14 protein-coding genes are annotated in these 12,832 nt (G+C 71.9%); 9 read left to right on the top strand and 5 right to left on the bottom strand.

Annotated elements, in window-relative coordinates; translation table 11 throughout:
- The first annotated feature begins 52 nt into the window (after positions 1-52).
- The 6 genes from PV341_RS21595 (at position 53) to ccsB (ending at position 6,351) form a co-directional block, all read left to right on the top strand.
- Complete coding sequence (locus tag PV341_RS21595; RefSeq protein WP_500329464.1) at positions 53-1,366, top strand: polysaccharide deacetylase family protein; 1,314 nt, start codon at positions 53-55, stop codon at positions 1,364-1,366.
- Between the two features lie 92 nt (positions 1,367-1,458).
- Positions 1,459-2,031: a type 1 glutamine amidotransferase domain-containing protein gene (locus tag PV341_RS21590; protein WP_500329466.1), complete on the top strand. Its 573-nt coding sequence runs from the start codon at positions 1,459-1,461 to the stop codon at positions 2,029-2,031.
- Positions 2,032-2,118: 87 nt separating this feature from the next.
- Positions 2,119-2,736: a TlpA family protein disulfide reductase gene (locus PV341_RS21585; protein ID WP_500329468.1), complete on the top strand. Its 618-nt coding sequence runs from the start codon at positions 2,119-2,121 to the stop codon at positions 2,734-2,736.
- Between the two features lies 1 nt (position 2,737).
- Positions 2,738-3,496: a cytochrome c biogenesis CcdA family protein gene (locus PV341_RS21580; protein ID WP_500329470.1), complete on the top strand. Its 759-nt coding sequence runs from the start codon at positions 2,738-2,740 to the stop codon at positions 3,494-3,496.
- 3 nt (positions 3,497-3,499) lie between these two features.
- Positions 3,500-5,272: a cytochrome c biogenesis protein ResB gene (gene resB, locus PV341_RS21575; RefSeq protein WP_500358738.1), complete on the top strand. Its 1,773-nt coding sequence runs from the start codon at positions 3,500-3,502 to the stop codon at positions 5,270-5,272.
- Positions 5,269-6,351: a c-type cytochrome biogenesis protein CcsB gene (gene ccsB, locus PV341_RS21570; RefSeq protein ID WP_500358737.1), complete on the top strand. Its 1,083-nt coding sequence runs from the start codon at positions 5,269-5,271 to the stop codon at positions 6,349-6,351. Before resB ends, ccsB begins: the two co-directional genes overlap by 4 nt.
- A 27-nt stretch (positions 6,352-6,378) precedes the next feature.
- On the opposite strand, the gene PV341_RS21565 is transcribed toward ccsB, so the two are convergent.
- Genes PV341_RS21565 through PV341_RS21555 form a run of 3 tightly spaced genes read right to left on the bottom strand, consistent with a single transcriptional unit; the run spans position 6,379 to position 8,207 of the window.
- Positions 6,379-7,332: an isopenicillin N synthase family dioxygenase gene (locus tag PV341_RS21565; protein WP_500358736.1), complete on the bottom strand. Its 954-nt coding sequence runs from the start codon at positions 7,330-7,332 to the stop codon at positions 6,379-6,381.
- On the bottom strand, positions 7,329-7,775 hold the full coding sequence (locus tag PV341_RS21560) for a nucleoside deaminase (protein ID WP_499513315.1): 447 nt from the start codon (positions 7,773-7,775) through the stop codon (positions 7,329-7,331). Before PV341_RS21560 ends, PV341_RS21565 begins: the two co-directional genes overlap by 4 nt.
- A gap of 21 nt (positions 7,776-7,796) precedes the next feature.
- On the bottom strand, positions 7,797-8,207 hold the full coding sequence (locus PV341_RS21555; protein WP_500329477.1) for a PLD nuclease N-terminal domain-containing protein: 411 nt from the start codon (positions 8,205-8,207) through the stop codon (positions 7,797-7,799).
- 87 nt (positions 8,208-8,294) lie between these two features.
- On the opposite strand from PV341_RS21555, the gene PV341_RS21550 reads away from it, so the two are divergent.
- Positions 8,295-9,746, top strand: a complete 1,452-nt coding sequence (locus tag PV341_RS21550) for a menaquinone biosynthesis decarboxylase (RefSeq protein ID WP_500329479.1) — start codon at positions 8,295-8,297, stop codon at positions 9,744-9,746.
- Positions 9,743-10,666 (top strand): menaquinone biosynthesis prenyltransferase MqnP, encoded by a 924-nt coding sequence (mqnP, locus tag PV341_RS21545; protein ID WP_500329481.1) that lies wholly within the window; start codon positions 9,743-9,745, stop codon positions 10,664-10,666. Before PV341_RS21550 ends, mqnP begins: the two co-directional genes overlap by 4 nt.
- Positions 10,667-10,696: 30 nt before the next feature.
- Here mqnP and PV341_RS21540 read toward each other — a convergent pair whose 3' ends face one another.
- Both PV341_RS21540 and PV341_RS21535 read right to left on the bottom strand, forming a co-directional pair.
- The gene (locus tag PV341_RS21540; protein ID WP_500329483.1) at positions 10,697-11,326 is read right to left on the bottom strand and encodes a magnetosome magnetite crystal formation protein family; all 630 of its coding nucleotides are present in this window, start codon (positions 11,324-11,326) and stop codon (positions 10,697-10,699) included.
- 42 nt (positions 11,327-11,368) lie between these two features.
- The gene (locus PV341_RS21535) at positions 11,369-12,007 is read right to left on the bottom strand and encodes a rhomboid family intramembrane serine protease (protein WP_500329485.1); all 639 of its coding nucleotides are present in this window, start codon (positions 12,005-12,007) and stop codon (positions 11,369-11,371) included.
- 160 nt (positions 12,008-12,167) lie between these two features.
- Here PV341_RS21535 and PV341_RS21530 point away from each other — a divergent pair.
- On the top strand, positions 12,168-12,832 hold a 665-nt coding region (locus PV341_RS21530; protein ID WP_500358735.1), incomplete at its 3' end, for a UbiX family flavin prenyltransferase.

Here is a 12,832-nt window from a genome sequence, read left to right as displayed (position 1 = left end):
TACGGCATCTAGGGCGGTGAGCAGGGGCGACGCACGGGGATTGGGGCGCGGAATGCGGGAGATCAGCCGACGAGGGGTACTGGGCCTGGCGGCCGGAGCGGCCGCCGCCGGGCTGGCGGGCTGCGCCGGGGAGGGCCCCGGCGGCCGGCGCGTCGGCGAGGGGCCGTCGGCGTCGCCCACCCCGTCCGCCGGCGGCCCGCAGGGGCGGCCCTCCCCGTCCCCGTCGGTGCGGACGATCGGCGACGGCTCGACGGCCGACACCGGGCCGCAGCCCCATCAGCCCGCCGTGGAGCGCCTGGAACCCGGGCAGACGCCACCGCAGTTCGTGATCTTCTCCTGGGACGGGGCGGGCGAGCTGGACAACGGGCTCTTCGAACGGTTCCGCAAGCTCGCAGGCGAGCACGGGGCGGCGATGACCTTCTTCCTCTCCGGCGTCTACCTGCTCCCCGAGTCGAAGAAGAGGCTCTACAAGCCGCCGCGCAATCCCGTCGGCGCCTCCGACATCGGCTACCTCACCGACGCCCACGTCCGCGCCACCCTCGAGCAGTTGCGGCTGGCCTGGCTCGAGGGCCATGAGATCGGCACGCACTTCAACGGCCACTTCTGCGCGGGAGCGGGCTCGGTGGGCCGCTGGAGCCCGGCCGACTGGCGCAGCGAGATCGAACAGGCCGTCGGCTTCGTGGAGAACTGGCGCACCCACACCGGTTTCACCGACCTGCCCCCGCTGCCCTTCGACTACCGCAAGGAGCTGATCGGCGGCCGTACGCCCTGCCTGCTGGGCCAGCGCTCGCTGCTGCCCACCGCCGCCCGCCTGGGCTGGCGGTACGACGCCAGCGGGCCGGGCGGCCTGCAGGTGTGGCCGGGCAAGAGCCACGGGCTGTGGGACCTGCCGCTGCAGGCGGTGCCCTTCCCCGGCCGCTCCTTCGAGGTGCTGTCGATGGACTACAACATGCTGGCCAACCAGTCGGTGAACTCCACGCGCGGCAACCCCGCTCACTACCCGGCCTGGCGACGGCAGGCCCGCGACGCCTACCTCGGGGGCTTCCGCCGGGCGTACGAGACCAACCGCGCGCCGCTGTTCATCGGCAACCACTTCGAACAGTGGAACGGCGGGATATACATGGACGCCGTCGAGGACGCGCTGCGGCGGATGGCCGACCACGGGGATGTGCGCCTGGTGTCGTTCCGCCAGTTCGTGGACTGGCTGGACGCGCAGGACCCGGCGGTGCTGGCGAAACTGCGCACCCTCGGCCCGGGGCAGCGCCCCGCGGGCGGCTGGCGCCGGTTCCTCGCGCAGGAACGTTCCTCCGTGTCCCCCTCCACCACGCCGTCCACCACGCCCTCCTCCTCTTCCTCCCCCTCCTAGACGGTTCCACCCGTTTCGTCCTGGGGGCGGCGGGCAGGCGAGCCGGTGAACGGGAACGTCCCCGGAGGACCGAGCCGAGGAGGTCGGAGGCCATGCGCGCGTCCCTGCAGGGGAGGAAGATCGCGTTCCTGGTGGCGCCGGAGGGCGTCGAGCAGACCGAACTCACCGGCCCCTGGGAGGCCGTCCGCGAGGCGGGCGGGACGCCCCGGCTGGTCTCCACCCGCCACGGCCGCGTGCAGGCCTTCGAGCACCTCGACCGGGCCGGTACCTTCCCCGTCGACGACACGCTCGGGGAGGTGGTCGCCGCGGACTTCGACGCACTGGTCCTCCCCGGCGGCGTCGCCAACCCCGACCTCCTGCGGCTCGACCCGGATGCCGTCGGCTTCACCAGGGACTTCTTCACCGAGGGCCGCCCCGTCGCGGCGATCTGCCACGCGCCGTGGCTGCTGGTGGAGGCCGGTGTCGTGCACGGACGTACCCTCACCTCCTGGCCCAGCGTGTGCACCGACGTCACCAACGCCGGCGGCACCTGGATCGACCAGGAGGTCGTGGTCGACTGCGACGGCCCCAACGTCCTGGTCACCAGCCGCAGGCCCGGCGACCTCAAGGCCTTCCAGGACGCCCTGGTGGACGAGTTCGCGCACCAGACGCGGAGCCGCGATTAACCGTCGCTTACTTGGGGCATTTGCCGCTTTCGGCAAAGCTGTCGGGGGTGCGCGAGATCGCTCCCGGCCTCATGCGAAACTTTTCACATGAGTCCTACGCGCGCCCTCCGACGCCGTCCGCTCCGCGGTGCCGCGGCACTGGCCGGAGCAGCCGCGTTCGCGCTGGCCGTCACGGCCTGCTCGACCTCCACCGCGTCCTCCGACGGCACCGGCCCCGGAACGAACTACGTCGGCGGCACCGGTGAGATCTCCACGGTCAAGCCGGGCCACCGGGTGGCAGCGCCGGAGCTGAGCGGGAAGTCCGTCGAAGGAGCCCCGCTCAGCCTCGCCGACCACAAGGGCAAGGTCGTCGTCCTCAACATCTGGGGCTCGTGGTGCCCGCCCTGCCGGGCCGAGGCGCCGCACCTGGCCAAGGTGGCCAAGGAGACCGAGGCGCAGGGCGTGCAGTTCATCGGCATCAACACCCGGGACCTGCAGACCGCACAGGCCAAGGCCTTCGAGAAGGAATTCGCCATCCCCTTCCCGAGCTTCTACGACCCGTCCGGGGACCTGGTGCTGCGCTTCCCCAAGGGCAGCGTCAACCCGCAGGCCATTCCCTCCACGCTGATCATCGACCGTCAGGGGAAGATCGCGGTGCGCGCGCTGAAGGAGCTCAGCGCCGACGAACTGCACGAGGTCCTCGACCCGGTGATCGCGGAGAAGTGACGTGAGCGTAATCGCCGCCGGTGCCAACCAGACCGTGGTGAACGGCGCCCTGCTCGCCGCCGTGCCGGTCGCGCTCCTCGGCGGCCTGGTCTCGTTCTTCTCGCCGTGCGTGCTGCCGCTCGTCCCCGGTTACCTGTCGTACGTGACCGGCGTCACCGGCACCGACCTGGCCGAGGCCCGGCGCGGCCGGATGTTCGTGGGCGCGTCGCTGTTCGTCCTCGGCTTCACCGCGGTCTTCGTCTCCGGCGGCGCGCTGTTCGGCAACTTCGGCACGACGCTGCTGGTGCACAAGACGGTCATCACCAGGGTGCTCGGCGCGCTCACCATCGTCCTGGGGCTCGCCTTCATGGGGGTGGTCGGCGGCATCACCCAGCGCGAGCTCCGCTTCCACCGCAAGCCCGCGATGGGCCTGGCGGGGGCGCCGCTGCTCGGCGTGCTCTTCGGCATCGGCTGGACGCCGTGCCTGGGACCGACGCTGAGCGCCGTCAACTTCCTCGCCTTCAACGAGGCCAGTGCCGGCCGCGGGGCGCTGCTCACCGCCGTCTACTGCCTCGGCCTCGGCCTGCCGTTCATACTGGCCGCCATCGCCTTCCGCCGTGCGCTCGGCGCCTTCGGCTGGGTCAAGCGCCACTATGTGTGGGTGATGCGCCTCGGCGGTGGCATGCTCGTCGCTGTCGGCCTGCTGCTCGTCACCGGCGTGTGGGACCACATCGTCTACCAGATGCAGATCTGGTCGTCCGGCTTCACTCCAGGGATCTGATCCATGAGCTCGAAAGACACCGCGGGGGCACCCCCCGACGCGGCGGCGGGCGCCGGTGCCGACCTCGGCGCGGCCGGCGCACAGCTGTCGACCGCGCCCGTCGAGGACCTCGGCCAGGTCGTGCCCGGTTCCTTCGGCGGCGTCCGCGGGCCGGGTACGGCCGGCGGACTCGCCTGGACCGGGCGGGAGGTGTGGGGCTGGACGCGCTGGATCTGGCGCCAGCTCACCTCGATGCGGGTGGCGCTGATCCTGCTCTTCCTGCTGTCGCTGGCCGCCGTCCCCGGTTCGCTGGTGCCGCAGACCAGCGTCGACGAGATCAAGGCGCAGGCCTTCAAGGACGCCCACACCACCCTGGCGCCGCTCTACGAGAAGCTCGGGCTGTTCAACGTCTACAGCTCGGTGTGGTTCTCGGCGATCTACATCCTGCTGTTCGTCTCGCTCGCCGGCTGCATCGTCCCGCGCAGCTGGCAGTTCGTCGGCCAGCTGCGCGCCAAGCCGCCGGCCGCCCCGCGCAACCTCACCCGGCTCCCGGCGTACGCGACCTGGCGCACCGAGGCCGAGCCGGACGCGGTGCTCGCCGCCGCCCGGCGCGCGCTCCGCGGCCGCCGCTTCCGCACCCAGGTCACCGGTACGGCGGTCGCGTCGGAGAAGGGCTTCCTGCGCGAGGCCGGCAACCTGATGTTCCACATCGCCCTGTTCGGGCTGCTGATCTCCTTCGCGGTGGGCGGGCTGTTCAAGGCCGAGGGCGGCAAACTGATCGTCGAGGGCGACGGCTTCAACAACACGCTCACCCAGTACGACGACTTCAAGCCGGGCACCTTCTACGACGCCGACGACCTGGACACCTTCGGCTTCAAGCTGGACGGCTTCAACGCCTCGTACGCGCGCAGCGGCCCGCAGAAGGGCACGCCGCGCACCTTCCGCGCCAACATCCGCTACTGGACGAGCCCGGGCGGCAAGCAGACGAAGTCCGCGATCGAGGTCAACAAGCCGCTGGAGGTGGGCAGCTCCAAGGTCTACCTGATCGGCCACGGCTACGCGCCCGTCGTCACCGTCAAGGACGGTCAGGGCAACGTCGTCTTCCAGGGCCCGGTGCCGTTCCTGCCGCAGGACGGCAACCAGACCTCGGTCGGCGTGATCAAGGCGATGGACGTCCGCGACCACGCCGACAAGAAGACCCAGTACGGCTTCCAGGGCCTGTTCACCCCGACCTTCGCGCTGAACGCGCAGCAGGGCCCGCACTCGTCCTTCCCGGCCTTGGACTACCCGGCGCTGATCCTCACCGCCTACCACGGCGACCTGGGCGTGGACGCCGGCCTGCCGCAGAACGTGTACCAGCTCGACACCGACAAGATGAAGCAGTTCAAGGACGCCGACGGCCAGATCGTGAGCAAGGCGATGAAGCCGGGGGAGACGCTCGCGCTGCCCGACGGCGACGGCTCGCTCACCTTCGACGGCGTCAAGACCTGGGCCACCTTCCAGGTCTCCCACCAGGTCGGCAACGGCTGGGCGCTGGTGAGCGCCGTCGCCGCCATCCTCGGCCTGGCCGGATCGCTGTTCATCCAGCGCCGCCGGATCTGGGTGCGGGCGGTGCGCGGCGCGGACGGTGCCACCGTCGTCGAGCTGGCCGGGCTCGGCCGCAGCGAGTCGGCGCGGATCGCCGACGAGCTCGGTGAGCTCGCCGCCGACCTCACGGCCACGGCCCCGCCGCTGCCCGAAGCGGACCCCGAACCCTCAGAAGAACCCCTGCCCGATGACGAAGGAGCGCGCGCGTGACCATCGCTGCCGCGGTCAACGAGAACGTCGCCCACCTCAGCAACTACCTGATCTACTCGGCGATGGCGGTCTACACGCTGGCCTTCCTCGCCTACATCGCGGAGTGGGTCTTCGGCAGCCGCAGCAAGGTCGCCAAGACCTCCGCCGCGCTCGCCCCCGGCGCCGCCGGGTCCGCGCCCGCGGTCACCGTGACCGTGAAGCAGGGCGGCGGCACCGCCACCCTGGCGCGCCCCGAGGTCGTCACCCGGGCCTCCGCCAGTGACCGCGGCTTCGCCGACGGCCCCGGCGCGGCCGGCGACACCGAGCAGGGCGACCTCTACGGCCGCATCGCGGTGTCCCTGACCGTGCTGGCCTGGGCGCTGCACGTGGCCGCCGTGGCGGCGCGCGCCTTCTCGGTGCAGCGCGCCCCCTGGGGCAACATGTACGAGTTCTCCACGACCTTCGGCGCCACGGCGGTCACCGCCTACCTGGTGCTGCTCCTGCTGGGCAAGAAGGTCCGCTGGATCGGGCTCTTCCTGACCACCACGGTCCTGCTCGACCTCGGCCTCGCCGTCTCGGTCCTCTACACCGACAGCGACCAGCTGGTCCCGGCGCTGCACTCCTACTGGCTGTGGATCCACGTCTCCTGCGCCATCATCTCCGGCGCGGTGCTCTACCTGGGCGCGGTGGCGAACGTGCTTTACCTGTTCCGCGACCGCTACGAGACCGGCCTCGCGGCCTCCGGCACCTCCGAGGGCACCTGGGCGAACATCATGTACCGCCTGCCGTCGGCCGCGAGCCTGGACAAGTTCGCGTACCGCGTGAACGCCATGGTCTTCCCGCTGTGGACGTTCACGATCATCGCCGGCGCGATCTGGGCCGAGGCGGCCTGGGGCCGCTACTGGGGCTGGGACCCCAAGGAGACCTGGTCCTTCATCACCTGGGTGGTCTACGCGGCCTACCTGCACGCCCGCGCCACCGCCGGCTGGAAGGGCCGCAAGGCCGCCTACCTGGCGCTGCTCGCCTTCGCCTGCTTCCTGTTCAACTACTACGGTGTGAACATCTTCATCACCGGCAAGCACTCCTACGCCGGCGTCTGAGCCCCGGCGTCCGGCCCCGGCCGGGGTTCAGCCCAGGCCGATGGCGTCCAGCTTCGCCCGCAGGTACGCGTGCGAGTCCACGGGCTCGTACGCGTGCCTGCCGACGGGCGCGGGCAGGGGCGTGACGCGGGTGCCGGGGTCGCACTCGTAGAACCACACCAGCGACATCAGCTCCTCCGCCGGGGCGTCGGCCGGCGGGGGCAGCACGCGGTGCCGCCCGGAACGCCAGCGGTCGCCGGTCCAGCGGGCCATCAGGTCGCCGATGTTGACGGTGAAGGAGTCCGGCTCCCAGGGGGCGTCCTGCCAGCCGTCCTCGTCGGTGTGCACCTGGAGGCCGCCCTTGCCCCGCTGGCGGTCGAGCACGGTGACCGTGCCGAAGTCGGTGTGCGGGCCGATCCTGAACTGGCCCGGCTCGGGCGCTCCGACCACCTCGGTGCCCGGGTACCAGTTGATGTTGAAACCCCAGGTGGGGTGGCGGGTGTGCCGGGTGAAGAGGTCCCCGGGCCCGCCCAGGGCGGCGGCCAGCAGCTCCAGCAGGTGGTCGGAGAGACCGCGCATGTGCCTCACGTACGCGTCCACCAGCGGTCGCAGCCGCGGCGTCTCGGCCGGCCAGAGGTTCGGCAGGAACCACTCGGCGTCCACCGCCGGGTCACCGGTCGGCTCCTCGGCGGCGAACGACCAGGACTCCTTCAGGTCCGGCGGGGTGGCCGTGCCCTCCGCGTAGCCGTTGGCCTCCGCGCCCGGGCCCAGCCAGCCGCGGCCCCCGACCCGTACCGCGTACGGCTCCTTGACGGCGGCCGGCAGCCGGAAGAAGCCGCGGGCGGCCTCCCGGATCGCCGCGCGCAGTCCCGGCTCGACGCCGTGCCCGGTGACCAGCAGGAAGCCGGCCGAGCACAGCGCCTCGTCGACGGTGGAGGCGACGCGCGCGCGGGTGGCGGCGTCGCCGGTGAGCCAGGGCCCGAGGTCGATGGTGGGGATCATGCGCCGATGTCCTCGTTCCACAGCTCGGGGCGGGCCGCGACGAACTCCGTCATCAGGGCCACGCACTCCGGGTCGTCCAGCAGGACGATCTCCACGCCGTGCTCGGCCAGCCAGTCGTGGCCGCCGTGGAAGGTGCGGGCCTCGCCGATGACGACCCGGGAGATCCCGAACTGCCGGACCAGGCCGCTGCAGTACCAGCACGGCGACAGGGTGGTCACCATCGTCGTCCCGCGGTAGGTGCGCTGCCGTCCGGCGGCCCGGAAGGCCGCCGTCTCGCCGTGCATCGACGGATCTCCGTCCTGCACGCGGCGGTTGCGGCCGCGGCCCAGCACCGTGCGGCCGTCCGGAGCGTACAGGGCCGCCCCGATGGGGATCCCGCCCTCCGCGAGGCCCGCCCGGGCCTCGGCGACGGCGGTCGCCAGCATCGCCTGCGCGTCGTCCATGACGCCCAGTGTCCCGCAGGATCAGCCGCGGGGCTGGTTGTCCTGGCCGTCGGCGGGGCCGTTCTCGCGCTGCCGCAGCTCCTCCTCGCGGCGGCGCAGGTCGGCCTCCCAGCTCTTCAGCAGTTGCTCGTCCTTCTTGTTCTCCTCGCGCAGCGAGTGCAGGAACTCCGGGTTGTCGTCCGGGGCGACCCACTGCGTGCGGTGGTTGCGGTGCCACTCCGCGGGCGTGCTGCCGCCCGCCGGCCCGGTGCGGTGCTTGCCTGCGACCAGCCAGGCGATCGGCCCGATCAGCACCTCGCCGAAGAGCAGGATGACGATGACCCACACGACCTTGGGGAGGCCGCGGACCTGCTCCTCGGGCGTGTTGAGGCAGTCGATGAAGGCGTAGATCCACAACGCCAGCACCAGCAGGAACGGGATGTACCGGATCATCGCGGGAGTGCCCCCAGGCAGCGACGGCGGGGCGCGGCAGGGCCCCGGTGACGGGTCCAGGGTAGTGCGTGCCGGATACTGGACCGCATGGCTTACGACGATCTTCGCTCGCTGCTGAGGGCCCTGGAGAAGGAGGGGGACCTCAAGCGCGTCAAGGCAGAGGTCGACCCGTACCTGGAGGTCGGTGAGATCGTCGACCGCGTCAACAAGGCGGGCGGCCCGGCGCTGCTGTTCGAGAACGTCAAGGGCTCCTCGATGCCCCTGGCGATGAACGTGTACGGCACCGACCGCCGGCTGCTGAAGGCGCTCGGCCTGAAGTCCTACGCCGACATCGGCGACCGCATCGGCGGGCTGCTCAAGCCGGAGCTGCCGCACGGTTTCGTCGGCGTGCGCGAGGCCTTCGGCAAGCTCGCCGGGATGACGCACGTACCGCCGAAGAAGGTGAAGGACGCCCCCGTCCAGGAGGTCGTCCTCACCGGCGACGACGTCGACCTGGACGCGCTGCCGGCCCTGTTCACCTGGCCCGAGGACGGCGGCTCCTTCTTCAACCTCGGCCTGACGCACACCAAGGACCCCGGGACCGGCGTCCGCAACCTGGGCCTGTACCGGCTGCAGCGGCACGACCGCCGCACCATCGGGATGCACTGGCAGATCCACAAGGACAGCCGCAACCACTACCAGGTGGCCCAGCGGCGCGGCGAACGGCTCCCGGTGGCCATCGCGTTCGGCTGTCCGCCCGCCGTGACGTACGCCTCGACCGCGCCGCTGCCCGGCGACATCGACGAGTACCTCCTCGCCGGCTTCGTCGGGGGCAGGCGCATCGAGATGGTCGACTGCAAGACGGTGCCGCTGCAGGTGCCCGCCCAGGCGGAGGTGGTCCTGGAGGGCTGGCTGGAGCCCGGGAAGATGCTGCCCGAGGGGCCGTTCGGCGACCACACGGGCTTTTACACCCCACAGGAGCCCTTCCCGGCGCTGACCATCGACTGCGTGACGATGCGCCGCCGGCCGCTGCTGCAGTCCATCGTGGTGGGCCGGCCGCCGACCGAGGACGGCCCGCTGGGCCGGGCCACCGAGCGGTTCTTCCTCCCGCTGCTGAAGGTCATCGTGCCGGACATCGTGGACTACCACCTGCCGGAGGCGGGCGGCTTCCACAACTGCGCGATCGTCTCGATCGACAAGAAGTACCCGAAGCACGCCCAGAAGGTCATGCACGCCATCTGGGGCGCCCACATGATGTCGCTGACCAAGCTGATCGTCGTGGTCGACGCCGACTGCGACGTGCACGACCTGCACGAGGTCGCCTGGCGGGCGCTGGGCAACACCGACTACGCCCGCGACCTGTCGGTGGTCGAAGGTCCCGTGGACCACCTCGACCACTCCTCCTACCAGCAGTTCTGGGGTGGCAAGGCAGGCATCGACGCGACCCGGAAGCTGCCCGAGGAGGGCTACACCCGCGACGGCGGCTGGCCCGAGATGGTGCTCTCCGACCCGGAGACCGCCGCGAAGGTCGACCGCCGCTGGAAGGAGTACGGCCTGTGAGCGCCGAATCCGCGACCCCGGATCTCTTCGGACCCTCCCCGCGCCCGGACGGCAAGGTCCGGGCGTTCCTGCGGCTGGTGATGATCGAGCACTCGGTCTTCGCCCTGCCCTTCGCCTACATCGCCGCGCTCAGCGCGATGTTCGCGCAGGACCGGTCCGTCCACTGGTGGCAGCTCTTCCTGATCACCGTCGCCATGGTGGGCCTGCGCACCTTCGCGATGGCGTGCAACCGGATCATCGACCGCGAGATCGACGCCCGCAACCCGCGCACCGCGGGACGCGAACTGGTCACCGGCGCCGTGTCCGTGCGCTCGGCGTGGACCGGCGCGCTGATCGCCGTGGTGTTCTTCCTGGGCGCCGCCGCGCTGCTCAACCCGCTGTGCCTGGCATTGGCGCCGATCGCGGTGGTCCCGATGGTGGTCTACCCGTACGGCAAGCGGTTCACGGACTACCCGCACGCCATCCTCGGCCTCGCCCAGGCCATGGGCCCCATCGGCGCCTGGCTCGCGGTCACCGGCTCCTGGTCGTGGGACGCCGTGATCCTCGGCCTCGCGGTGGGCGTGTGGATCGGCGGCTTCGACCTGATCTTCGCCTGCCAGGACGTTGCCGCCGACCGCGCCCACGGGGTGCGCTCGGTGCCGGCCCGCTTCGGCGTCGACGGCGCGCTGTACGGGGCGCGGGTGAGCCACGTGGTGACGACCGTGCTGCTCGTCTGGTACGGACTGGCGGTCGGCGCCGGGGCCTTCTGGTGGGTCGGCATGCTGATCGTCGGCGGTGCCTTCGTCTACGAGCACAGCATCGTGAAGCCCGGCGACCTCAGCAGGCTCAACCGGGCGTTCTTCACGGTCAACGGCTTCATCGGGATGGCGCTGTTCCTGTGCGCCCTGCTCGACCTCGCGGTGCGCGGCCTGGGCGTGTGACGCCCTCGCGCCCGGCGCGGTCGCGCCGGGTCAGCGGCGCACGAACGGCAGGGCGACGAACTTCGGGTAGCTCCACCACTGGCCGCCGTTGGCCTTGGTGCTGCCGATGATGCAGAAGATCACCCCGGTCAGGAGGTGCAGCGCGGCCAGGGCCATCAGGCCGAAGCCCACGAAGGGCAGCCAGACCGGTCCGCCGTGGTCGTACGCGGCCACGGAGGCGAGGCCGCCGCCGTAGCCGACGATGCCCAGGAGGCCCGCAATGGCCGCGGTGATGCCGTAGTTGATCCCCTGCGCGGCGTGGTGCCGGATGAAGGGGTCGTGCTTGTTGCGCTCGTTGGAGCGGATGACCAGCGGGGTCACCCAGGCCAGCGCCCAGCCCAGGCAGCACATGCTGCTGCCCGCCACCACGGTGAGCAGCGCGCCCAGGTGGGCCCACATGGCCGGCGTGGTGGGCGGCCGCAGCGGCGGGGGCGGGAACGGCAGCGGTCCCTGGCCGTGGCCGTAGCCGTAGCCGTACGGGGGCTGCGGCGGTGCGGGCGGCGGGTACGGCGGGGGCGGTGACGGCATGGCGTGGGGCCCCTGCGCCGGACCCGGCTGCGGTGGCACGGGCGGCGCCGTGTCCCGCGGCGGTACGTCGTCGTGCTTGCTGAAATCGGTCATGGAGAACCGCCCCCCGTCGTTTGGTCCCCGGATCCTACGGCCTCATCTGATCAGCCCGTCGGCGGGGCGGTCCCGGAAGAGGAAGGCGCCCACGACGCCGCCGAGGAGGCCGAAGAGGTGGCCCTGCCAGGAGACCCCCTGCGCGGTCGGCAGGACACCCCACAGGATCGAGCCGTACGCCACCGCGACGACCAGCCCGACCGCGATGTCGATGAGGCGCCGGTCGACGAAGCCGCGCACCAGCAGGTACCCGAACAGGCCGAAGACGACGCCGGAGGCGCCGGCGGTGTTGGTGTGCGGCGGCGCCACCAGCCAGACCCCGCCGCCGCTCGCCATGACGATGACGAAGACCACGCTCAGCAGGCGGGTCGTGCCGCGCAGCGCCGCGAGGAAGCCCAGCACCAGCAGCGGCAGGCTGTTGGCGGCGACGTGGTCGAAGCCGAAGTGGATGAACGCGGCGGGGATGATGTCGCGCAGTTCGCCGATCTGCCGCGGCACGATCCCGAAGGTGTCGAGCGCGTGATGGGTCATCACGTCCACGCACTCGATCAGCCAGAGCAGCCCCACCCAGATGAACATGATCGCCGCGGCCGTCTTCGCCCGCTCTCCCGGAGCGACGTCGCCCCGGACGCGCCGCCGGGCGTCACCGGCGTCACGGCCGGCGATGGGTTCGTACGCCACAGGCCCCCCTCGTGGTGGTCCACCGTCCGCCTGGCCGGCCAGGCTCCCCTCACGGTAGACAACGACGACGGCATCCGTGGCGGTTCCCGCGCCCACTCGTCCGTTCCGCCCGGCCGGACCGGCGGAGGCCGTGCCACAGGTGGCCGGATAGGCTCGCGGCATGGACGACAGCGAGCGCGGGACACCGTGGGTGGTCGGGGTCTCCGGGGCTTCCGGGACGCCGTACGCCGCGGCGGTGCTGCGGGCGCTGCTGCACGCCGGCGAGGCGGTGGACCTGGTGGTCAGCCGGGCCGCCCGGCTCACCGTCCTGGACGAGACCGGGGCGCCTTTCCGGGACGCCCACTGGCGCGAGGACCTGGCCCGCTGGCTGGCCCGCGGCGCGGACGGCACCCCGGACCGGTTCGAGACCGATCTGAGCCGGGTGCGGTACTGGTCCGCCGGGGACCTCGCGGCCGGGCCGAGCTCGGGTTCGTACCCGGTCAAGGGGATGCTGATCGTGCCGGCGAGCACGGCCTGCGTGGCGGGCGTCGCCCTCGGGCTCTCCAAGGACCTGCTGCAGCGGGTGGCGAGCGTCACCCTGAAGGAGCGCCGGCCCCTGGTGGTCGCGGTACGGGAGACGCCGCTGGGCGGGCAGACCCTGAGGCACCTGGTCGCCCTGGACGAGGCGGGCGCCGTGGTGCTGCCGGCCTCCCCCGCCTTCTACGCCGGGGCCAGGGACATCCAGGACCTGGTCGACTTCGTCGCCGGCCGCGCGCTGGACGCCGTGCGGGTGCCGCACAAGCTGTACCGCCGCTGGGAGTTAAACAAACTGAACCCCCCAAACAA

The organism is Streptomyces sp. PA03-1a (genome assembly GCF_033792805.1).
Taxonomy (GTDB): domain Bacteria; phylum Actinomycetota; class Actinomycetes; order Streptomycetales; family Streptomycetaceae; genus Actinacidiphila.
This window is presented reverse-complemented; position numbering and strand designations above follow the sequence as displayed.

Coding starts and splice junctions, on each gene's coding strand:
- PV341_RS21540 (WP_500329483.1), bottom strand. CDS start 11,326: ATGACCGATTTCAGCAAGCACGACGACGTACCGCCGCGGGACACGGCG.
- resB (WP_500358738.1), top strand. CDS start 3,500: ATGAGCTCGAAAGACACCGCGGGGGCACCCCCCGACGCGGCGGCGGGC.
- PV341_RS21550 (WP_500329479.1), top strand. CDS start 8,295: ATGGCTTACGACGATCTTCGCTCGCTGCTGAGGGCCCTGGAGAAGGAG.
- PV341_RS21585 (WP_500329468.1), top strand. CDS start 2,119: ATGAGTCCTACGCGCGCCCTCCGACGCCGTCCGCTCCGCGGTGCCGCG.
- PV341_RS21560 (WP_499513315.1), bottom strand. CDS start 7,775: ATGGACGACGCGCAGGCGATGCTGGCGACCGCCGTCGCCGAGGCCCGG.
- PV341_RS21590 (WP_500329466.1), top strand. CDS start 1,459: ATGCGCGCGTCCCTGCAGGGGAGGAAGATCGCGTTCCTGGTGGCGCCG.
- PV341_RS21595 (WP_500329464.1), top strand. CDS start 53: ATGCGGGAGATCAGCCGACGAGGGGTACTGGGCCTGGCGGCCGGAGCG.
- PV341_RS21565 (WP_500358736.1), bottom strand. CDS start 7,332: ATGATCCCCACCATCGACCTCGGGCCCTGGCTCACCGGCGACGCCGCC.
- PV341_RS21555 (WP_500329477.1), bottom strand. CDS start 8,207: ATGATCCGGTACATCCCGTTCCTGCTGGTGCTGGCGTTGTGGATCTAC.